Origin of the sequence: Streptomyces sp. NPDC006733 (assembly GCF_040636125.1) — a bacterium.
Taxonomy (GTDB): domain Bacteria; phylum Actinomycetota; class Actinomycetes; order Streptomycetales; family Streptomycetaceae; genus Actinacidiphila.
Window position 1 is genome coordinate 54,131 of sequence record NZ_JBEYJD010000042.1, and the last position, 21,785, is coordinate 75,915.

18 protein-coding genes are annotated in these 21,785 nt (G+C 68.5%); 8 read left to right on the top strand and 10 right to left on the bottom strand.

The window, feature by feature from the left end:
* Positions 1 to 109 precede the first annotated feature (109 nt).
* The 5 genes from ABZ721_RS31175 (at position 110) to ABZ721_RS31195 (ending at position 6,348) form a co-directional block, all read left to right on the top strand.
* Positions 110 to 1,144, top strand: coding sequence for an ABC transporter permease (locus ABZ721_RS31175; protein WP_358792108.1), 1,035 nt, complete (start codon positions 110 to 112; stop codon positions 1,142 to 1,144).
* A 111-nt stretch (positions 1,145 to 1,255) separates the two neighbouring features.
* The gene (locus ABZ721_RS31180; protein WP_358792109.1) at positions 1,256 to 3,058 is read left to right on the top strand and encodes an ABC transporter substrate-binding protein; all 1,803 of its coding nucleotides are present in this window, start codon (positions 1,256 to 1,258) and stop codon (positions 3,056 to 3,058) included.
* A gap of 89 nt (positions 3,059 to 3,147) precedes the next feature.
* Positions 3,148 to 4,125, top strand: coding sequence for an ABC transporter permease (locus ABZ721_RS31185; protein ID WP_358792110.1), 978 nt, complete (start codon positions 3,148 to 3,150; stop codon positions 4,123 to 4,125).
* Positions 4,126 to 4,136: 11 nt separating this feature from the next.
* Positions 4,137 to 5,198 (top strand): ABC transporter ATP-binding protein, encoded by a 1,062-nt coding sequence (locus ABZ721_RS31190; RefSeq protein WP_358792111.1) that lies wholly within the window; start codon positions 4,137 to 4,139, stop codon positions 5,196 to 5,198.
* Positions 5,199 to 5,220: 22 nt separating this feature from the next.
* Complete coding sequence (locus ABZ721_RS31195) at positions 5,221 to 6,348, top strand: dipeptide ABC transporter ATP-binding protein (RefSeq protein ID WP_358792112.1); 1,128 nt, start codon at positions 5,221 to 5,223, stop codon at positions 6,346 to 6,348.
* A gap of 100 nt (positions 6,349 to 6,448) precedes the next feature.
* On the opposite strand, the gene ABZ721_RS31200 is transcribed toward ABZ721_RS31195, so the two are convergent.
* From ABZ721_RS31200 to ABZ721_RS31220, 5 genes are all read right to left on the bottom strand, one after another.
* Positions 6,449 to 7,522, bottom strand: a complete 1,074-nt coding sequence (locus ABZ721_RS31200; protein ID WP_358792113.1) for a dipeptide ABC transporter ATP-binding protein — start codon at positions 7,520 to 7,522, stop codon at positions 6,449 to 6,451.
* Entirely contained in the window at positions 7,515 to 8,540 is a 1,026-nt protein-coding gene (locus ABZ721_RS31205) for an ABC transporter ATP-binding protein (RefSeq protein ID WP_358792114.1), read from the bottom strand. The genes ABZ721_RS31200 and ABZ721_RS31205 overlap by 8 nt, the downstream gene beginning before the upstream one ends.
* A gap of 12 nt (positions 8,541 to 8,552) precedes the next feature.
* Positions 8,553 to 9,533: an ABC transporter permease gene (locus ABZ721_RS31210; RefSeq protein ID WP_358792115.1), complete on the bottom strand. Its 981-nt coding sequence runs from the start codon at positions 9,531 to 9,533 to the stop codon at positions 8,553 to 8,555.
* The gene (locus ABZ721_RS31215; protein WP_358792116.1) at positions 9,526 to 10,449 is read right to left on the bottom strand and encodes an ABC transporter permease; all 924 of its coding nucleotides are present in this window, start codon (positions 10,447 to 10,449) and stop codon (positions 9,526 to 9,528) included. The genes ABZ721_RS31210 and ABZ721_RS31215 overlap by 8 nt, the downstream gene beginning before the upstream one ends.
* Before the next feature lie 64 nt (positions 10,450 to 10,513).
* Positions 10,514 to 12,154 (bottom strand): ABC transporter substrate-binding protein, encoded by a 1,641-nt coding sequence (locus ABZ721_RS31220; protein ID WP_358792117.1) that lies wholly within the window; start codon positions 12,152 to 12,154, stop codon positions 10,514 to 10,516.
* Positions 12,155 to 12,320: 166 nt separating this feature from the next.
* Here ABZ721_RS31220 and ABZ721_RS31225 point away from each other — a divergent pair, with 166 nt between their 5' ends.
* A complete protein-coding gene (locus tag ABZ721_RS31225; RefSeq protein WP_358792118.1) occupies positions 12,321 to 13,235 on the top strand; it encodes a class I SAM-dependent methyltransferase in 915 nt (304 codons plus the stop codon).
* Positions 13,236 to 14,139: 904 nt separating this feature from the next.
* Here the strand turns inward: ABZ721_RS31225 and ABZ721_RS31230 are convergent.
* From ABZ721_RS31230 to ABZ721_RS31250, 5 genes are all read right to left on the bottom strand, one after another.
* Positions 14,140 to 15,240 carry a dipeptide ABC transporter ATP-binding protein gene (locus ABZ721_RS31230; RefSeq protein WP_358792119.1) on the bottom strand — a complete coding sequence of 367 codons (1,101 nt, stop codon included), beginning with the start codon at positions 15,238 to 15,240 and terminating at the stop codon, positions 14,140 to 14,142.
* The gene (locus ABZ721_RS31235) at positions 15,233 to 16,282 is read right to left on the bottom strand and encodes an ABC transporter ATP-binding protein (RefSeq protein WP_358792120.1); all 1,050 of its coding nucleotides are present in this window, start codon (positions 16,280 to 16,282) and stop codon (positions 15,233 to 15,235) included. The genes ABZ721_RS31230 and ABZ721_RS31235 overlap by 8 nt, the downstream gene beginning before the upstream one ends.
* Before the next feature lie 58 nt (positions 16,283 to 16,340).
* Entirely contained in the window at positions 16,341 to 17,270 is a 930-nt protein-coding gene (locus ABZ721_RS31240; RefSeq protein ID WP_358792121.1) for an ABC transporter permease, read from the bottom strand.
* 33 nt (positions 17,271 to 17,303) lie between these two features.
* A complete protein-coding gene (locus ABZ721_RS31245; protein ID WP_358792122.1) occupies positions 17,304 to 18,227 on the bottom strand; it encodes an ABC transporter permease in 924 nt (307 codons plus the stop codon).
* 176 nt (positions 18,228 to 18,403) lie between these two features.
* Entirely contained in the window at positions 18,404 to 20,050 is a 1,647-nt protein-coding gene (locus tag ABZ721_RS31250) for an ABC transporter substrate-binding protein (protein ID WP_358792123.1), read from the bottom strand.
* Between the two features lie 447 nt (positions 20,051 to 20,497).
* Between ABZ721_RS31250 and ABZ721_RS31255 the strand changes: the two genes are divergently transcribed.
* Both ABZ721_RS31255 and ABZ721_RS31260 read left to right on the top strand, forming a co-directional pair.
* The gene (locus tag ABZ721_RS31255) at positions 20,498 to 20,908 is read left to right on the top strand and encodes a VOC family protein (RefSeq protein ID WP_358792124.1); all 411 of its coding nucleotides are present in this window, start codon (positions 20,498 to 20,500) and stop codon (positions 20,906 to 20,908) included.
* Positions 20,909 to 21,011: 103 nt separating this feature from the next.
* Entirely contained in the window at positions 21,012 to 21,422 is a 411-nt protein-coding gene (locus tag ABZ721_RS31260) for a nuclear transport factor 2 family protein (RefSeq protein WP_358792125.1), read from the top strand.
* The last annotated feature ends 363 nt before the right edge of the window (positions 21,423 to 21,785 follow it).

A 21,785-nucleotide genomic window follows, 5' to 3' on the forward strand; every position in this document is an offset into this window, starting at 1 on the left:
TTCACCCGCCGCCCCCTTGACTGGAGGATGAATCCATTGCCAAAGTCCGCTCAACCCGCGACGAAGTTCTCCGTCGCGACGACAGACTCCTGGTGTGGGGGCATTCGTTATGACGAGCCAAACCCAGGCCGTGGTCACGGGGGCCGAAGACGGCTCCATCGACCCGGCGGCCCAGACCCAGGGCCTGGGCAAAGAAGCTGGCGACATCGTCGGTTTCTCCCCCGGCCAGCTCATGTGGCGGCGGTTCAAACGCGACCGTACCGGAGTCCTCTCCGCCTGCGTAGTTATTTTCTTCTTCGCCATCGCGATCCTGGCGCCGGTGATCTCCAAGCTCTACGGCAAGGACCCATACACCCTCTACGGGCAGAACAACTCCGACCTGCTCAACGAGTTCGGGTACCCGGTCGCCCCCAACGGCGGGGTGAGCAGCGAGTTCTGGTTCGGCATCGAGCCGGGCCTGGGGCGTGACGTCTTCACCCAGCTGCTGTACGGGATCCGCACCTCGCTGTTCATCAGCGTCGCGGTCACGCTGGCCACGGTGTCGACCGCCATCCTGCTCGGCATCACCTCCGGCTACCTCGGCGGCAAGGCCGACTACTTCATCGGCCGGCTCTCCGACCTGCTGCTGGCGTTCCCCTCGCAGCTGTTCTTCGTGGCCTTCATGCCGATCGTGGTGGCGATCTTCGTCGACCCGCAGGACGAGACGCCCACCTACCTGCGCGTGACCGCGCTCATCGTCGTCCAGTGGTTCCTCGGCTGGATGGGGCTCTCCCGCATCCTGCGCGGCCAGGTACTCAGCCTGCGGGAGCGGGAGTTCATCGAGGCGGCCAAGGTCACCGGCGCCTCGTCATGGCGCATCGTCCGCCGTGAACTGCTGCCGAACCTGGTCACACCGATCCTGGTGCAGGCCACCTTCATGCTTCCCGGGTTCGTCACCGCGGAGGCGGGCCTGTCGTTCCTCGGCGTCGGCATCATCGAGCCGACCCCGGACTGGGGCCGGATGTTCGCCAAGGGCGGCGACATCGCCCAGAACGACATCACCTACATGTTCTTCCCCGGCATCGCCATGGTGATCTTCATCGTCGCGTTCAACCTGCTCGGGGACTCGGTCCGGGATGCGTTCGACCCGAAATCGGGGCGCTGAAGCTGTATCGCGGAGCGCTGGAGCCGTACCCCGGGGCGCACCGCCGCCCCTGCACCGGATGAGTCAGTCAGCACATCAGCCATCGACGAACAGGTAGGTGTAGAGACAGCCATGACGGTCTACATGCGTAGAACGAAGGCCACCCTGGTGGCCCTGGCGGCGGGCGCGCTCATGCTCACCGCGTGCAGCAGCGGCGGCGGCGGTACGGGCAAGAACGACACCAAGGACAAGCAGGACCAGAACGCGAAACAGCAGCAGTCCCAGATCACCTTCGGCGACGCCGCCGCCTCCACCGGCCCGGCGGAGGAGATCGCGGGCGCCAAGCCCGGCGGCACCCTGCACGCCCTGGAGCGCGACAGCTACACCCACCTGGACCCGGGCCAGATCTACGTCTCCAACGAGGGCGGGCTCGCCACGCTCATCCACCGCGGGCTGACGACGTACAAGCTCGACAGCAAGGGCAAGTACACCGTCGTCGGCGACCTCGCCACCGACAGCGGCAAGCAGTCCGACGCCGGCAAGACGTGGACGTACACCCTCAAGGACGGCATCAAGTTCGAGGACGGCACGCCGATCACCTCGAAGGACATCCGCTGGTCGGTGGAGCGGCTGTTCGCCCCGTTCGTCACCAACGGCCCGGCCTACCTCCAGCAGTGGCTGGCCAACACCGCCGGGACCGACTACCGCAAGCTGCTGCCGGACGGCCCGTACAAGGGCGCACACCTGCCGGACTCGCTGCTGCAGACGCCTGACCCGAAGACGATCGTCTTCCACTTCCCGGTGGCGCAGCCGGACACCCCGTACCTGATGGCCATGGCGGGCTACGCCGTGGTCGACAGCGCGAAGGACACCAAGGAGAAGTACGACAAGGCGCCGGTCGCGTCGGGCCCGTACAAGATCCAGTCCTTCCAGAGCGGCAAGTCCATGACGCTCGTGAAGAACACCAACTGGGACCCGAAGACCGACTCCGCGCGCCACCAGTACGTCGACACCTTCGACATCACGTTCAACCACCAGGCGCCGGACTCCACCAAGCGCCTGATGTCGGACGCCGGTGAGAACCAGACGTCGCTGAGCTTCGCGAACGCGGTGGACACCAAGAGCACCCCGACCGTCGTCGGGACCGCCTCGATCTTCAAGCGCACGGTCTCCGGCTACCAGCCGTTCGTGGGCCAGATCAACTTCAACATGAAGCGGATCACCGATCTCCAGGTCCGCAAGGCCCTGGCGCTGGCGATCCCGACCAAGTCGGTCTGGCAGGCCCTCGGCGCCTCGTACGGCGCGGAGTACGCGGGCGGCTACATCAGCCCGACCCTCGCCGGCTACCAGAAGGCCGACCCGCTGGGCAAGGTCGCCAAGCCCGACGGCGACCAGGTCGCCGCGAAGAAGATCCTCACCGACGCGGGCAAGCTGAACACCAAGATCACCTACGCGTACATCAACACCGCCGCCGGCCAGGAGTACTCGGTCGCCATCGCGGACGCGCTCAAGAAGGCCGGCTTCGACGTCCAGCGCAAGGACCTGCCGTCCGACACGTACTACGACCTGATCGGCAAGGTCGACAACTCCTACGACATCTACGCGAGCGCGTGGGGCGCGGACTGGCCGAGCACCCTGACCGTCATCCCGCCGGTCTTCGACGGCCGCACGATCGCGGACCAGGCGCCGAACTACGCGCACGTCAACGACCCGAAGATCAACTCGGAGATCGACCGCATCAAGGCGATCACCGACCCGAAGCAGGCCGCCGACGAGTGGTTCAAGCTCAACACCTACATCGTCACCCAGGTGATCCCGGGTGTCCCGACGGTCTACTACAAGCAGCTCCAGCTCTTCGGCTCCAAGGTCGGCGGTGTCGTCTACAACAACATCACCTCCCAGATCGACCTGACGAAGCTCTTCGTCAAGCAGTAAGCACCGCAGGCGCCTTCCGGTGGGACCGGTTCACGGTCCCACCGGAGGCGGCACCGCCCCCCGCCGCCGTCCCCTGAGAGCTGCGACTCATGCTTCGATTCCTCGTACGCCGGACGCTCGGCGCGCTCGTCATCCTGCTCTTCATCAGTGCCTTCACCTACTTCCTGTTCTTCGCGATCCCGCACGATCCGGCCCTGCTGTCCTGCGGGAAGAACTGCACGCCCGACAACATCGCGCTGATCCACCGCAACCTCGGCCTCGACGAACCGGTCCCGGTCCAGTACTTCCACTACATGGTGGGGATCTTCGCGGGGCGCCACTTCAGCGTCGGCGACTGCGCCGCCCCCTGCTTCGGCTACTCCTTCGCCAACTCCGACCCGGTCTGGCCGACGATCCTCAACCGCTTCCCGCTGACGCTGTCGCTGGCGGCCGGCGGCATCGTGGTCTTCCTGCTCGTCGGCCTCGGCGCCGGCATGCTGGCCGCCTGGCGGCGCGGCACCTTCGTCGACAAGTTCTTCAGCTCGGTGTCGCTGGTGCTCAGCTCGATGCAGATCTACTTCGTCGGCCCGATCGTGCTGGCCCTGCTGGTCTACAACAACCAGATCCTGGACCAGCCCAAGTACGTCCCGATCTCGGAGGATCCCCTCGGCTGGTTCAGCGGGCTGCTCATCCCCTGGTGCGTGCTGTCGATCATCTTCACCGCGGGCTACACGCGCATGTCCCGCTCCACGATGATCGACCAGCTGCAGGAGGAGCACGTCCGCACCGCCCGCGCCAAGGGCATGTCGAGCCGCTACGTGTTCTTCCGGTACGCCTGGCGCGGCTCGCTCATCCCGATCGTCACCATGCTCGGCCTGGACATCGGCACCCTGCTGGGCGGCGCGATGATCACCGAGTTCACCTTCTCGCTGGCGGGCATCGGCCGCCTCGCCGTGGACTCGGTGCTCCGGACGGACCTGCCGATGCTCATGGGCGTGATGCTCTTCAGCGCCGCCCTGATCGTCCTGTTCAACATCATCGTGGACGCCGCCTACGCGTTCATCGATCCGCGCGTGCGCCTCTCCTAGGAGCCCCGGCAGTGACCACCATGACCAAGACCGAGGGAGAGCCGGCCCCGTCCGGGACCGACGCGTTCCTCTCCGTGCGTGACCTGCACGTGCGGTTCTCCACCGAGGACGGCATCGTGAAGGCCGTCGACGGGCTCTCCTTCGACCTCGAACGCGGCAGGACGCTGGGCATCGTCGGCGAGTCGGGCTCCGGGAAGTCCGTGACCAACCTGACGGTGCTCGGGCTGCACAACCCGCGGAGCACCACCGTCACCGGCGAGATCCTGCTGGACGGGCAGGAGCTGACCGGGGCGAGCAACCGCACCCTGGAGAGGCTGCGCGGCAACAAGATGGCGATGATCTTCCAGGACCCGCTGACGGCGCTCTCGCCGTACTACACCGTGGGCCGGCAGATCGCCGAGCCGTTCATGAAGCACACCGGCGCGAGCCGGCGCGAGGGGCGGGCGAAGGCCGTCGAGATGCTGACCAAGGTCGGCATCCCGCAGCCGAAGATCCGGGTGGACGACTACCCGCACCAGTTCTCCGGCGGCATGCGGCAGCGCGCGATGATCGCGATGTCGCTGATCTGCAACCCCGACCTGCTCATCGCCGACGAGCCGACCACCGCGCTCGACGTCACCGTCCAGGCGCAGATCCTCGACCTGCTCAAGGACCTCCAGCAGGAGTTCGGGTCGGCGATCATCCTGATCACCCACGACCTGGGCGTCGTCTCCAAGATCGCCGACGACCTGCTGGTGATGTACGCGGGCCGGGCCGTCGAGCGCGGCTCGGTGCGGGAGGTCATCAAGTCCCCGCAGCACCCCTACACCTGGGGCCTGCTGAGCTCGATGCCCCGGCTCTCCTCGAACGTCGACGAGCCCCTGAGCCCGATCCCCGGCACCCCGCCGAGCCTGCTCAACCCGCCGCCCGGCTGCGCGTTCCACCCCCGCTGCGAGTTCACCGAACTGGTCGGCGGTACGCGCTGCCGCACCGACCGGCCGGACCTCCCGGCGGGGCGGGGGTCCGCCTGCCATCTGACCGCAGAGCAGAAGCAGTCCGTATTCATCGAGAAGATTCAGCCCCGGCTGGGCTGACCGGTCATCTGGGGCGAGCATCATGAGCGAGGAAAACACCATCACCAAGGCCGACGCGGTCCCTTCGCCGCGCGACGGCGCCGCGAAAGAGGCGCTGCTCGAAGTCACCAACCTCACCAAGCATTTCCCGATCTACGCCGGATTCCCGATCAAACACAAGGTCGGCGCGGTGCAGGCGGTCGACGGAATCGACCTGACCATCCACACCGGGGAGAGTTTCGGCCTGGTCGGCGAGTCCGGCTGCGGCAAATCCACCACCGGCCGGCTGATCACCCGGCTGCTGGAACCGACGGACGGCAGAATCAGCTACCGGGGCCGGGACATCACCCGCGCCTCCCGCAAGGAGATGATGCCGGTCCGCTCGGAAATCCAGATGATTTTCCAGGACCCGTATTCGTCGCTCAATCCGCGGCAGACCGTCGGCACCATCATCGGCGGCCCGATGGAGATCAACCACATCGATCCGCCCGGCGGCCGTGAGCAGCGCGTCCGGGAACTGCTGGAGACCGTCGGCCTCAATCCCGAGCACTACAACCGCTTCCCGCACGAGTTCTCCGGCGGCCAGCGCCAGCGCATCGGCGTGGCACGGGCACTCGCCCTGGAACCGAAACTCATCGTTGCCGACGAACCCGTCTCGGCGCTCGACGTCTCGATCCAGGCGCAGGTCGTCAACCTGCTGCAGAAGGTCCAGGCGGAACTGGGGATCGCCTTCCTGTTCATCGCGCACGACCTGGCCATCGTGCGGCACTTCACCCAGCGGGTCGCGGTGATGTACCTCGGCAAGATCGTCGAGATCGGCGACCGCGACTCGATCTACAACCGGCCGCGCCACCCGTACACCCACGCGCTGCTCTCGGCGGTCCCCGAGGTCGACATCGACGGCGCCGACCGGGAGCGCATCCGGCTGGCCGGCGACGTCCCCTCGCCGATCAACCCGCCGTCCGGCTGCCGGTTCCGTACCCGCTGCTGGAAGGCGCGGGAGCTGTGCGCGGCCCAGGAGCCGCCGCTGATCCAGATCGGCGGCAACCGGGACGGCCATCTCACCGCGTGCCACTTCCCCGAGGAGCCGACGATCGCGGCGAGGGCCCAGGACATCGTCCTGGACCCGGCGCTGGCAGCCATCGAGGAGGCAGCCGAGAACACCCTCTGACCCGGGCTCCCGTCCTCCGCCCGGCGCGCGTCCCGTACCCGGACACCCCTGGCACCGCACCGGGTGCGGGCCGCGGCGTGCCCGCGTCCCGCACCGGCCCCTAGGTCGGGACCACCTGCTTCTCCTCCGCGAAGTGGCAGGCGCTGTCGTGCGCGGCGGCCGTGTCCAGCCCGCGGAAGACCGCCGGGACGGCCAGCAGCGGCTCCTCCAGCGCGCAGCGCTCCTGCGCCTTCCAGCAGCGGGTGCGGAACCGGCAGCCGGAGGGCGGGTTGGCCGGGGACGGCACGTCGCCGACGAGGATGATCCGCTCGCGCCGCTCGCGGGCGTCCGGGTCGGGAACGGGGACGGCGGAGAGCAGCGCCTGGGTGTACGGGTGCGTGGGGTGCTCGTAGATCTCCTCGTCGCCGCCGATCTCGACGATCTTGCCGAGGTACATCACGCCGACCCGGTCGGAGATGTGCCGGACGATCGACAGGTCGTGGGCGATGAACATGTAGGAGAGGTCGAACTCCTTCTGCAGCCGCCCCATCAGGTTCACCACCTGCGCCTGCACCGACACGTCGAGTGCGGAGACCGGCTCGTCGGCCACGATGATCTCCGGGCGCAGCGCCAGCCCGCGGGCGATGCCGATGCGCTGGCGCTGGCCGCCGGAGAACTGGTGCGGGTAGCGGTTGATGTACTCGGGGTTGAGGCCGACCACGTCCAGCAGGTCCTCGACCGCCTTGCGGCGGTCGCCCTTCGGGGCGACCTCCGGGTGGATCTCGTACGGCTCGCCGATGATGTCGCCGACCGTCATGCGCGGGTTCAGCGACGTGTACGGGTCCTGGAACACCATCTGGATGTTGCGGCGGACGCTTTTCAGCGCCTTCCCCGACAGCCTGCTGATGTCCTCGCCCTTGTAGAGCACCTGGCCGGCCGTCACCGTCTCCAGGTTCATCAGGAGCCGGGCGACGGTGGACTTGCCGCAGCCGGACTCGCCGACGATGCCGAGCGTCTCGCCGCGGTAGAGGTCGAAGGAGACCCCGTCGACCGCCTTCACCGCGCCGACCTGCTTGCGGAACACGATCCCCTGGGTCAGCGGAAAGTGCTTGACCAGGTCGCGGACCTGGAGGATCGGCTCCCTGGCGGGCGCGGTGGCGGGCACCTTCGTCAAGTGGGTCGTGGGCTCACTCACCGATGGTCTCCTTCCAGAAGTGGCAGGCGCTGGCCCGCGTCTCGCTGACGTCGTACAGCGGCGGCACATCGGTCCGGCAGACGGGCTGCGCCATCGGGCAGCGCGGGTTGAACGCGCAGCCGGGCGGGATGTGCAGCAGGTTCGGCGGCAGTCCCTTGATCGCGTAGAGCTCCTGGCCCTTCTGGTCCAGGCGGGGGATCGAGTTCAGCAGGCCCTTGGTGTACGGGTGGGCCGGCTTGCGGTAGATGTCGTGCACGGGCGCCGTCTCGACGATCCGGCCCGCGTACATCACCGCGATCTTGTCGGCGACGTCCGCGACCACCCCGAGGTCGTGGGTGATCAGGATCAGCCCCATGTGCAGCTCGCGCTGCAGCTCCGCGAGCAGCTCCATCACCTGGGCCTGGACCGTCACGTCCAGCGCGGTGGTCGGCTCGTCGGCGATGATCAGGTCGGGCTCCAGGGCCATCGCCATCGCGATCATGATGCGCTGGCGCATGCCGCCGGAGAACTGGTGCGGGTAGTCGCCCACCCGCTGCTTGGCCGCCGGGATGCGCACCCGTTCCATCAGCTCGATCGCCTTGGCCTTGGCGTCCTTGCGCGACATCCCCCGGTGGACGATGAACATCTCGCCGAGCTGCTCGCCGACGCTCAGCACCGGGTTCAGCGAGGACAGCGCGTCCTGGAAGATCATCGCCATCCGCTCGCCGCGCACCTTGCGGCGGTCCTCCTTGCCCATCGTCAGCAGGTCCTGGCCCTGGAAGACGATCTCGCCCTGGGTGATGAAGCCGGGCGGCGAGTCCAGGATGCCCATGACCGCCTGCGCGGTCACCGACTTCCCCGAGCCGGACTCACCGAGCACCGCGAGCGTCTCGCCCGCGCTCACGGTGTAGTCCACCCCGTTGACGGCCTTGGCGACCCCGTCGCGGGTACGGAATTCGACGTGCAGGTCCCGCACTTCCAGCAGGACGCCCTGCGGGACCCGCGGATCCTGCTCCGCCTGCGTGATCAGGCTGGTCATGGAACGCCTCCGTCAGCGCAGCTTGGGATCGAGGGCGTCGCGCACCGCGTCGCCGAGCATGATGAACGCCAGCACGGTGATGCTCAGCGCGCCCGCGGGCCACAGCAGCATGTGCGGTGCGTTGCGGATCTGGGTGGACGCCGACGAGATGTCGATGCCCCAGGAGACGGTCGGCGGTTTGAGGCCCACCCCGAGCCAGGACAGCGTCGCCTCCAGCGCGATGTACGTGCCCAGCGCGATGGTCGCGACCACGATCACCGGGGCGATCGCGTTCGGTGCGATGTGCCGCAGCAGGATGCGGGTGTGGTTCGCCCCCAGCGCCTTGGCCGCCTGCACGTAGTCGTTCTGTTTGGCCGTGATCACGGAACCGCGCGCGATGCGCGCGATCTGCGGCCAGCCGAGCAGCACCATGAAGCCGATGACCGGCCACACCGTGGAGTTGGTGACGACCGACAGGAAGACCAGGCCGCCGAGGATGATCGGGATGGCGAAGAAGATGTCGCTGATCCGCGAGAGCACCGCGTCCCACGCCCCGCCGAAGTAGCCGGCGAGCCCGCCCAGGATCCCGCCCAGCAGCGCGACGCCGGCGGTGGCGCAGACGCCGACGGTCACCGACGCGCGGGCCCCGTAGACGGTACGGGTGTAGACGTCGCAGCCCTGGTTGTCGTACCCGAAGGGGTGGCCGGACGACGAGCCCTGCTGCGACTTCGACAGGTCGCACGAGAGCGGGTTGCCGCTGGCGATCAGCGACGGCCAGAGCGAGATGACGATCAGGAAGAGGATCAGCAGCGCGGAGATGATGAAGATCGGGTTGCGCCGCAGGTCGTGCCAGGCGTCGGACCACAGGCTGCGGGGCTTGCCCGTCGGGCCGCCCGCCTGCTGTCCGTGGCCGGGCCCGTGGTCGAGGGTCTGGGCCTCGGCTCCGGCCAGGTCCATCGCGCCGCCCATCCCGGTGGGGGCGACGGACTCGTTGGGGTCGTGCGGCTCAGGCATACCGAATCCTCGGGTCCAGGACCGCGTAGAGCAGGTCGACGAGCAGGTTCGCCAGCAGGAAGACGATCACCAGGATGGTGACGAAGCCGACCACGGTGGCCGAGTTGTGCCGGAGGATGCCCTGGTAGAGCTGGTATCCGACACCTTGGATGTTGAAGATGCGCTCGGTGACGATCGCGCCGCCCATCAGGCCGCCGATGTCCGTCCCGATGAAGGTGATCACCGGGATGAGCGAGTTGCGCAGCAGGTGCCGCAGGATGACGCGGCGCCGGGGCAGCCCCTTGGCGACGGCGGTGCGGACGTAGTCGGCGCGGGTGTTCTCGGCGATCGACGTCCGGGTCAGCCGGGTGACGTACGCGAGCGAGACCAGGGCCAGCACGATGCCGGGCAGGATCAGCTCGTTGAGCGGCGCCTCCGGCGACACCGACGGCTCGCCGATGCCCCACTGCACCGCGATCACGTACTGCAGCACGTAGCCGAGGACGAAGACCGGGATGGAGATCACGATCAGCGTCAGCAGCAGCACGGAGGTGTCGATCGGGCGGCCGCGGCGCATGCCCGTGATCACACCCAGGGTGATGCCGATGACGATCTCGAAGAAGATCGCGACGAGCGTCAGCCGCAGCGTCACCGGGAAGGCGCTCTTCATCAGGTCGGTGACGGGCTGCCCGTTGAACGCGGTCCCGAAGTCCCCGGTGAAGATGTTGCCCATGTAGTCGAGGTACTGGTGCCACAACGGCTTGTCGAGGCCGTACTGGTGCCTGATCTGCGCGGCCGTGGCGGGGTCGGGGGCGCGGTCGCCGAAGAACGCGGCCACGGGGTCGCCGAGCGCGTAGACCATCACGAAGATCAGAAGGGTGGCGCCGATGAACACCGGGATCATCTGCAGCAGGCGCCGGATCACATAGCGTCCCATGGGGCCTTCCCCAAAGTCGGGCGGTGGCCCGGCGCGGGTCGCCCGCGCCGGGCCACCGCGCGGGTCAGCTGACCTTGATCTCGTTGTAGACGGGGACGCTGAACTGGTTCAGGGCCACGTTCGAGACCTTGGCCGAGTAGCCCCCGGTGCCGTTCTGGTACCAGAGCGGGATGGCCGGCATGTCGAGGGCGAGCTGCTTCTCCGCGTCCTGGAACAGCGAGATGGCCTTCGCGGTGTCCGGCTCGGCGTTCGCCTCGTTGATGAGCTTGTCGAAGTTCGCGTTCGTGTAGTGCGAGTCGTTCGACGACGCGTTGGTGTAGTAGATCGGCTGCAGGAAGTTCTGGATCAGCGGGTAGTCCATCTGCCAGCCGGTCCTGAACATCCCGGACATCTGCTTGTTCGTGACCTTCGAGCGGAAGTCCGCGAAGGTGCCGATCGGGTTGAACACGCAGGCCTTGTCGTTGCCGAGCGCGTTGTTGATGCTGTTGCAGACCGCGTCCGCCCAGTCCTTGTGCGAACCGGTGTCGACATTCGACGTCAGGGTGACCTGGCCGCCGGGCAGGCCGCCGGCCTCCGTGATGAGCTTCTTGGCCTCGGTCGGGTTGTACGTGCAGGCGTCGCCGCACAGCCCGGCCTTGAAGCCGCCCGCCTCGCCGAGCACCGGCGAGGTCCAGTCGGTGGCGGGCTCACGGGTCTTCTGGAAGATCCGCTCGGTGATCTGCGCGCGGTTGATCGCCATGGACAGGCCGCGGCGGACCTTGTCCGCGTTGGCTCCGGACCACTTCCCGTTGTAGAGCGGGAACGAGACGGTCTGGATGATGCCGGCCGGCTGGTTGATGAACCGGTCGCCGAGGTCCGCCTTGGCGTTCTTGAGCTGCGACGCGGGGATGTCGTCGACCAGGTCGATGTTGCCGGCCTGCAGGTCGGTGTACGCGGTGTTGTTGTCGGTGTAGACCCGCAGGTCGATCCCGCCGTTCTGCGCCGCGTCAGGGCCCTTGTAATCGGCCCACTTGCGCATCTTCATGGTCTGGCCCTTGGTGTACGAGTCCACCGTGTAGGGGCCGTTGCCGATCGGCTTGTTCAGCCAGGCGGCGTGGTCGGAGAAGAACGACTTCGGCAGCGGGTCGTACGCCGCGTAGCCCAGCGTGTCGGGCCAGGTGGAGAACTTCGCGCCGAGCTTGACGGTGAAGTTCAGGTCGTCGACCTTCTTCAGCCCGCCGAGCGTCTGGGCGGTCGACGCGGCGCCCTCCTTCTCCGGGTGCACCGCCTCGTAGCCGTCGATGAAGCGGAAGAAGCTCGCGTTCTTCTGGGCGTTCTTCAGCAGCGCGCCGTAGTTCCAGGCGTTGATGAAGGAGTCGGACGTGACCTTGTCGCCGTCGCTGAAGGTCCAGCCGGGGTTCAGCTTGATGGCGAAGTTCTGCGAGTCCGTGGTCGTGATCGACGCGGCGACCATGTTCTCGGCCTTGCCGGTCTTCGGGTTGTACTTCTTCAGACCGCGGAAGAGCATGTCCAGCACCTTGCCGCCCTGCACCTCATTGGTGTTGGCCGGCTCCAGCGGGCTCTGCGGGTCACCCCACGAGGCGCTGACGATTCCCGAGGCGCCGCCTCCACCACCGCTGTCGCTGCCCCCGCCGCCGCAGGCGGTGGCCGCCAGGGCGACGGCCGTCGCACAGACGGCCCACTTCAAGCGCGTGGCTCCGCGCATCGCGTGCCTCCTCATGGATCACAAATGACACTTAGTTCCTCATGACACCCCAAACCCGTCATTGGCGCACCTCTAGCGCACCCGTGTCGCCCTACGAACCGTCAGCCGGCACCCCGTGTGGGCCAACGCCTCACTCAACGGGGTTGCCCCAATTAGGGTCAGAAGGGTGAAGACGCCAGCCGAAGAATCGTTCCTGCGGACCTTTCACGCCGAGCACCCGGCAGTGACCCCGCGCTCCCTGTCCCGCGGCCGCGACGCCACCGGCCGCTCCAGCTACCGACTGCTGAGCGACCTGGTGGCGGGGCGGAGCCGGGTGCTGGATCTCGGGTGCGGCGACGGGTTCCTGCTGGAGGAGATAGCGCGGGGCGGCGGGGCGCCGCCGGGGGCGGGCGGCGACCGCGTCGCACCGGCCGCCGGGCGGGAGGACGCCGCCGCGGCCGGTACGCCGACCGGGGGTCCGGCCCTCACCGGGGTCGACCTCTCCCCCGACGACCTGGCGCTCGCCCGCCGCCGCCCGGCACTGGCCGGGGCGACCCTCCTGGAGGCCCGCGCCCAGGACCTCCCCCTGCCCGACGACGCCTTCGACGCGTGTGTCTCCCACATGGCGCTGATGCTGATGAACGACATCGACCGGGTCGCCGCCGAGCTCGCCCGGGTGCTCGCCCCCGGCGCCCTGCTGGCCCTCGCCCTGGGCGGCGGGGCCGCCGGGGGCGAGGCCTACGAGCTCTTCCTCGCGCTGACCCGCCCCGTCGTGGACGCCGCGCCCACCGAGGACCGGATCCCCCGCATGGGCGACCGCAGGACCCGCGACCGCGCGGGCCTGGACGCGATCCTCACCCCGGCGGGCTTCGAGCCGGTCACGTGGGACACCGTACGGATCGACCTGAGCGGTCCGCTCGACGACGTATGGACCACCCTCTCCGCCCTCTACGACCTCGGCCCCCTCCCCCCGTCGTCCCTCGACGCCCTCCGCGAGACCTTCACAGCGGGCGCCGCCTCACTCGCCCTCCCGGACGGCACGATCCCCTGCGCCATGAACATGCGCCTGGCCACCACATGCCTGCCGGCGGCCAAGGGGTAGGCACGGCCCCCGCACCCAGGTGCCCGGGACGGCGCCGGTGCGCGGATGGGTGGCGCGGGTGCGCGGGCGGACGGAGGGCTGCGGCTCGGACTGCGCGGAGTGGTGCGCCTGCGGCGGGGGCCGGGGGCCCGGCGCTGCGCGCCCGGCAGCGCGGGCTCTGCTCTGCGGAGATGCGGTGGCCCGGGCTCGACCCCCGAAGTGCCCGTCTGCGGCGGGGGGGGGAGGGCCCTGGCGCGGTGCGCCCGGCAGCGCGGGCGGTCCGCTGCGCGGCCCTCGGCCGGGTGGTCGGCGGGCCAGGGCCGGTGCCGCTCTGCGGCGGGCGCTTCGCGGGGTGCGGCCGGCCGTCCTGCCCTCTGGCCCACCCTCCTCGCCGAGATCTGCGACGGATGTGACGAGAGTTGCCCGATGAGACTCGGGAGGCGGCCTCTTGGCAGATGTGGATCACGAAGGACGCACAGAACTTCACCTGGCGAAGGCCCGGCCGCACAGGGTGATCCACTCACCCGGGGGCGGGTCCGACCAGCGGCCCGCGCGCACCCCGCCCGGGAAGCGCAGCGGACCGGCTTCCCTTCGCCCGAGGGCCGCGCAGCGGGCCGCCCTCACTGCCAGGCGCACCGCGCCAGGGCGCCCCCTCCCCCCGGTCAAGGCGCGCAGCGCCGCAGACGCGCACTCCGTGCCGCTCTGACCTCAGCCGTCAGCCGTCAGCCCCCAGCCGTCCACCCCCAGCCCGTCGAACGTCCCCACCCTGACGGCCCGAACTTCGGCCCCCAGATCTCCGCGCCTCCCCACCCCGACAGCCTCCCCACCCCGACCACACCGACTGCCCCCCAGTCCGGACACGCGGAGGGCCCCCACCCATCCGTGGCCGGATCGGTGGGGGCCCTCCGCGAGGTGGGGCGCGGTGCTACGCGACGCCTACTACGTCCTTGACCTCGGCGAAGTGGCACGCCGAGTCGTGGGCGGCCGGGGAGTCGACGTTCTTGAAACGCTCCGGGATCGCCAGCAGCGGGACGTCCGTGGCGCACTTGTCCTGCGCCTTCCAGCAGCGGGTGCGGAACCGGCAGCCGGAGGGCGGGTTGGCCGGGGACGGGACGTCGCCGGTCAGGATGATGCGCTCGCGGTGGGCGCGGGCCTCGGGGTCCGGGACGGGGACGGCCGAGAGCAGCGCCTGGGTGTACGGGTGGGTCGGGTACTCGTAGATCTCGGCGTCGGAGCCGATCTCGGCCATCTTGCCGAGGTACATCACGCCGACCCGGTCCGAGATGTGCCGGACGATGGACAGGTCGTGGGCGATGAAGATGTAGGAGAGGTTGAACTCGTCCTGCAGGTTCTCCATCAGGTTGATGACCTGTGCCTGCACCGACACGTCGAGCGCGGAGACCGGCTCGTCGCAGATGATGACTTCCGGGTTGAGCGCCAGGCCTCGGGCGATGCCGATGCGCTGGCGCTGGCCGCCGGAGAACTGGTGCGGGTACCGGTTGATGTACTCCGGGTTGAGGCCGACGACGTCCAGCAGGTCCTGGACCTTCTTGCGCCGGCTGCCCTTGGGCGCCACCTCGGGGTGGATGTCGAAGGGCTCGCCGATGATGTCGCCGACCGTCATGCGCGGGTTCAGCGACGTGTACGGGTCCTGGAACACCATCTGGATGTTGCGGCGGACGACCTTGAGGGCCTTCCCCGACAGCTTGGTGATGTCCTGGCCCTTGTAGAGGACCTCGCCCGCCGTGGCCGTCTCCAGGCTCATCAGCAGCTTGGCGACCGTGGACTTGCCACAGCCGGACTCGCCGACGATGCCCAGCGTCTCGCCCTGGTACAGGTCGAACGAGATGCCGTCGACGGCCTTGACCGCGCCGACCGTCCGCTTGAACACGATCCCCTGCGTCAGCGGGAAGTGCTTGACCAGGTTCCGGACCTGGAGGATCGGCTCGCCGCGGTCGACCGGGGCGTTGATCGCCGCCTCGACGGCCTCGACTGTCGTCTCATCGTCCTTGGTGAGATCAGCCATGGATCGTCTCCTTCCAGAAGTGGCAAGCGCTGCCACGGCCGGGCAGTTCGGCGCCGTCGGGCTCGGTCACCGCGAACAGCGGCGGCACGTCGGTCCGGCAGATGTCCTGCGCCATCTCGCAGCGCGGGTTGAACGCGCAGCCGGACGGAACGGCCAGCAGGTTCGGCGGAAGGCCCTTGATCGCGTAGAGCTCCTGGCCCTTCTGGTCCAGGCGCGGGATCGACTTGAGCAGGCCCTTGGTGTACGGGTGGGCCGGCCGGGCGTAGATCTCGTGCACGGGCGCGGTCTCGACGATCCGGCCCGCGTACATGACCGCGATCTTGTCCGCGACGTCGGCGACGACGCCGAGGTCGTGGGTGATCAGGATCAGACCCATGTTGGACTCGCGCTGCAGCTCCGCGAGCAGGTCCATGACCTGGGCCTGGACCGTCACGTCGAGCGCCGTGGTCGGCTCGTCGGCGATGATCAGGTCCGGCTCCAGGGCGATGGCCATCGCGATCATGATGCGCTGGCGCATACCGCCGGAGAACTGGTGCGGGTAGTCACCGACCCGTTCCCTGGCCGCCGGGATGCGGACGCGCTCCATCAGTTCGATGGCCTTCTTCTTCGCGTCCTTCTTCGACAGCCCCTGGTGGGCGCGGAACATCTCGCCCAGCTGGAAGCCGACGGAGAGCACCGGGTTGAGCGAGGACAGCGCGTCCTGGAAGATCATCGCCATCTTGTTGCCGCGCAGCTTGCGCCGCTCGCTCTCCGGCAGGGCCAGGATGTTCTGCCCGTGGAAGAGGATCTCGCCCTGGGCCACGCGCCCGGGAGGGCTGTCCAGGATGCCCATGATCGCCTGGGCGGTCACCGACTTGCCGGAGCCCGACTCGCCGAGCACCGCCAGCGTCTCACCGGCGCTCACGCTGTAGTTGACGCCGTTGACGGCCTTGGCCACACCGTCGCGGGTCTTGAATTCCACGTGGAGGTCGCGCACTTCGAGCAGCGGCCCGCCGGCGGCGGTCGTTCCCGTGCTCTCGGCGGCCGTTTCGACCGTGGTCATGCCGTCACCTTCGTCCTGCTTGCTCGTAGCTCGTGGGGGTCCGACTCATGGGGGCGCCTCACCGGAGCTTCGGGTCGAGCGCGTCGCGCAGGCCGTTGCCGAGGAAGACGAAGCCGAGCGCGGTGATGACGATCGCCAGGCTGGGGTAGAGCCACAGGTAGTCCTTGACCCCCATGAAGTCCTTGCCGGCGAAGATCATGTTTCCCCACTCGGCGACCTCGGGGCTGACCCCGACGCCGAGGAAGGACAGCGAGGCCTCCGCCACGATCGCGATGCCGACGCTGCTGGCCGCGTAGACCACCACCGACGTCACCGAGTTGGGCAGGATGTGCTTGAGCACGATCCTGCGCCGGGTGGCGCCCAGCGCCTTGGCGGCGTGCACGTAGTCCATCTCGCGCACCGACAGGATCTGGCTGCGCAGCAGACGGGCGAAGGTGGCCCAGGAGAAGATGCCCAGCGAGATCACGACGGGCAGTACGCCGCGGCCCATCAGCAGGATGATGACGATGGCACCGACGAGCAGCGGGAAGGCGAAGAACACGTCGGCGACGCGCATGATCACCGAGTCCCAGGCGCGGCCGAAGTAGCCGGCTATCGCGCCCAGGGTGACGCCGATGACGCAGGCGAGCAGGATCGAGGCGAGACCGACGATCATGGCGATCCGGCTGCCGTAGATGATCCTGGAGAGCTGGTCGCGGCCGAGGGCGTCGGTTCCCAGCCAGTGGCTGCCGCTCGGCTCCTTCAGGGTGTTCATCAGGTCCTGGTGCAGCGGGTCCGCGGGCGCGATCAGCGGCGCGAACAGTGCTACCAGCATGAGGATGACGACGATGAGCAGGCCGACGACGGCCAGCTTGTTGGCGAGGAAGCGGGCGCGGATCTCGCTCCAGTTGCTGACCCTCGCGACGCTCGGTTCGGCTGCGCTCGGCGCGACCGGGGCCGGACCGGCCGCGGTACCGGACCCATCCATGCCCGTGACGACCTCAGTCATGGTGTGACTCCTAATTCGGGACGACCCTGCGGGTCAGGAGAGGCGGATTCGCGGATCGAGTGCGGCGTAGAGCAGATCGACGATCAGGTTCAGCAGGATGAAGACAGCGACGCTGTACGTCACCACGCCGACGATGATCGGGTTGTTCTGCGACTGAATCGCCGTGATCAGCGCGAGTCCGATGCCGTCCCAGTTGAAGATCGTCTCGGTGATGAGCGCACCGCCGAGCAGACCGCCGAAGGAGATACCGAGATAGGTGATCACCGGGATGACCGAGTTGCGCATGATGTGCCGGACCAGGATCGTCCGGCGCGGCAGGCCCTTGGCCACCGCGGTCTTGACGTAGTCCGCGCGCAGCACCTCGAGCATGGTGCTCCGGGCGATCTGCGCGACGAGGGCCGCGTCGATGATGGCCAGCGTCACCGCGGGCAGCACCATCGAGTTGAACGACCCGTCGGACAGCAGCGGGAACCAGCCCAGTTCCACGACGAAGAACCGCTGCAGGATCATGCCGATAACGATGGAAGGTACGCCGACCGCAAGGGTCGTGAGGAACGTCACCGAGACGTCCCAGACCGAGTATCTGCGCATCGCCGCCAGTACACCGACGCTCAGGCCCAGGATGACGTCGAAGATGATCGCGGTGAACGCGAGCTTCGCCGTGTTCACCAGCTTGGGCTGGAGGATCTCGTTGACCGAGCGGCCCTGGGTGTAGTCCTCACCCAGATCGCCCTTGCCGAGCTTCTCCACGTAGTGCACGTACTGCACGACGAGCGGGTCGTCGAGCCCGTACCGCTGCCGCAGCTCCTTGACGACCGCGGGGTCGCGCGCCTTGTCGCCGCCGATCGAGCCCACCGGGTCACCCGGGAGCACGAACAGGCAGGCGAACAGGATCATCGTCGCACCGAGCACGACAATGACCAGCTGGCCCAGCCTGCGGACCACATACCTTCCCATGACTTACCTCTCTACCTCGCTGCCGCACCGAAGCAGCCACAACGCCCGGGTCGGGCGCGCCTGGACGGGGCGGTGGATCACACCGCACCCGACGGGGGCCGGGGGCCGGGGCGAACGAGTAACGACTCGCTGCCACGACCCCCGGTTCGCGCCGCACTGAGTGCGACGGTGTGTGACTACTTCGCGCTGATCTCGGCGAGGTTCGGGTCCTCGTGGAAGTCCATCTTGATGTTCGTCCACTTCTTGGTGTTCGCGAGACGCAGCTGCGTACGGTTCCACAGCGGGATCAGGGCCTGGTCGTCCATCGCGACCTTCTCCGCCTGCTTGTAGAGCGTGTTGCGGGCGGCGTTGTCCTTGGTGGCACGGGCCTGGGCGAGGATCGTGTCGAACGCCGGGTTGTTGTAGCGGCCGCGGTTGTCACCGGTGACCTTGCCCGACTCGTCCTTGTTGATGGACTTGCTGTCCAGGAGCGGGTACAGGAAGTTGTCCGGCGTCGGGTAGTCCGCGCCCCACGCGAAGCGGAAGGCACCGGTCGCACCCGGGGCCTGCTGCGAGGCGAGAAGCTCCTTGAAGGGCTTCGCGTCCATCTTGACGTTCAGACCGAGGACGTCCTTGAGCTGCTGGACGACGGCCTGGACCCACTCCTCGTGGCCACCACCGGTGTTGAAGCCGACGTGCAGCTCGGTGCCGGGCTTGAGGCCGGCCTCGGCGGCGAGGGACTTCGCCTTCTCCTTGTCCTGCTTGATGCAGGAGACGCAGAGGTCCTTCTGGTACACGTCCGCGAAGGCCGGCGGCAGGATCGTCGTCGACTTCGTCTGCATGCCCTGGAAGACACCCGCGATGATCGCGTCACGGTCGATCGCGTAGGACACGGCCTGGCGGGCCTTGGCGTCCTTGAGCGGGCCGTTGTCCGTGATCGGCAGGAGGTAGTTCATGCCGTTGGTGTTTTCCTGGATCCACTCACCCTGCGCGTTGTACTTCGCCTTGGCGGCGGTCAGCTGCGGGGTGGGCATACGGGCCCAGTCGAACTGGCCGGACTGGAAGCCCTGGTACTCCAGGTTGGCCGCGCTCGCCGAGTTCAGGATGGCGATCTTGACCGTGTCCAGCTTGGCCTTGGTCAGGCCGTAGTCGTCGTTGCGGACGAGCGTGATGGCCTTGTTGTGCTCCCACTTGCCCGACATCTTGAAGGGGCCGTTGCCGATGGGGGCGTCGTTGTACGCCTGGTTCTTGGCGGCGCCCGCGACCTTGGGCACCGGCGAGAACGCGGTGTGGGTCGTCTTGACGTCGAACTCGAAGTCAGGAGCGGAGAGCTTCACCTGGATGGTGTTCTCGTCCGGGGCGCTCAGGCCGGAGAACGTGGTCGCCGTGCCCTTCTGCAGCGCGTCGAAGCCGTCGATGCCACCGAGGTGGTACGCGACGTCGGAGGCGGAGGCCTTCGCGGCGACGCGGGTCCAGCCGCGGATGAAGGCCTCGGCGTTGACAGCCTCACCGTTGGTGAACTTGGTGCCGGCCTTGATCTTGAACGTCCAGGTCTTGCCGTCGTCGCTGACCGTCTTGGAGGTCGCGAGGGCCGGTATGACCTTGCCGTCCGCGGTCGGCTCGTACAGACCGGTGAACAGGTTGTCCGTGACGAGGATGCCCTCGGACTCCTGCGAGTTGTACGGGTCGATGGCGACCGGCTCGGAAATGCCGAGGCTGAAGGTGCCACCGGCCTTGCCCGTACCGGCCGGCTTGTCGGCCTTGTCGTCGCCGCCGCAAGCGGTCGCTGCAAGAGCAACGATGACCGCGCCAACGACCCACTTGGCGCTCTTGGCACCGCGCATGGATTGCCTCCTCAGGAGTTCACTGTTGTGACGTGAAAAAGAAGGCCGACCATCCGCTGACACCCCTGACAGCGAAACCGGCCCTCTGTTGCTCGTGAGTCGGCGCTCCCCATAAGCGCTTGGACCCATTGACCCGAGCTGAACTGCGTCCCACTATCGGGCACGTTTAGGCGCGTAACCACACCCAAATGGTCTCGCTTTGATCACATCAGGCACGAACTTGGCCCACAATTCGGACATTTGGAACGTAGACAGACACCCGCGAAACGGACTGTTAACGCAACATCCGGCGAATCGCGTCCGTATAGCGGACACACCCCCGGTGAAATCGGTTGCGAGCGGCGCGAAAAAGCCATGGCGAGTCTACGCGGGTCACGCCCTACCCGTCCCGGATACGGCCGGGCCCGCCCGGGGCCGCTCTCCTGCGGGAACCTGTTGAATCAGCTCATGAGCCAGGAGATCTCCGGACTGTTGCACCACGTCGAACTGTGGGTCGCCGACCTGCCGGCCGCCACCGCCGAGTGGGGATGGCTGCTGGGTGAGCTGGGCTACACCCCGTTCCAGGACTGGCCGGCCGGGCGCAGCTGGAAGCTCGGCGCCACCTACGTCGTGGTCGAGCGCTCCCCCGACCTGGCCGGCGACCGGCACGAGCGGCGCCGGCCCGGCCTCAACCACCTGGCCTTCCACGTGGCCGACCGGGCCATGGCGGACGACCTGGCGGCCCGGGCCCCCGGGCACGGCTGGGCCCTGATGTTCCCCGACCGGCACCCCTTCGCGGGCGGCGAGGCGCACTACGCGGCCTATCTGGAGAACGCGGAGGGGTTCGAGGTCGAGCTCGTCGCGCCCATCGCCTCCTGAGGGGCGGACGGCTAATCTGACTGACCGTCAGGCAATGGCCGGTCGCGGGAAGGGATCCCCAGTGCCCCAAAGTGAGACAGAACACGCTCGGCGCGCGGAGACGGTGGAGTCGTTCTGGCGGGGGGTCGATACGCACGACTGGGGGCTGGTCGCCTCGACCCTGGCGGAGGACTTCGTACGGGTGGGGATGCGCGGTGACGAGGACGACACCGTCCGCGGCCGGGAGGCGTATGTGGCGTTCGTCTCACGGGTGACGGAGCGGATGGCCTTCCACCGCCTGGAGTCGCGCCGGACGTTCCTCAGCGCGGACGGCCGGCGGGCGCTCAACGAGGCCGTCGAGACGATCCAGCCGACGGCGGCGGACGAGCGGAACGTGATGTCGTTCGCCAACGTCATGGAGCTCGGCGAGGACGGGCTCATCGCCCGGCTCGACATCTACTGGAAGACCCCGGTGCTGCAGCCGCCGGCCTGGATCGTGCCGGCGAACGCGTCCGCTCCCGCTGAGGGGAGCTGAGGAGGGGGTTCGCGGGGGTGTCCCCGCGGACCCCCTCCGCCGGGGGTCGATGCTGGGCCCCAGGGCCCCTCCGCCAGGGGCGGGATCCGGCCCCCGGCCCCTTCCGCCGGGGAGCGGGATCCGGGCTCCGGGCCCCAAGTCCGGCTCGGGCACGCCTCGGTGGCGCCCTCATGACCCCCCCGGCGACGCCTCAGCGACCGCCCGGTGTCCGCCCGGTGACCTCCAGGTGGGCCGCCACCGCCACCGGGGCGGCAGCCAGGCCCCGGGGCGCCTCGATGTCCAGGCGGCGGGACGGGCCGAAGTCCGGGACCGCGTCCGCCGGGGCCTTGCGCTGCCCGGACGGGCGGATGATCGGGGTGCCCG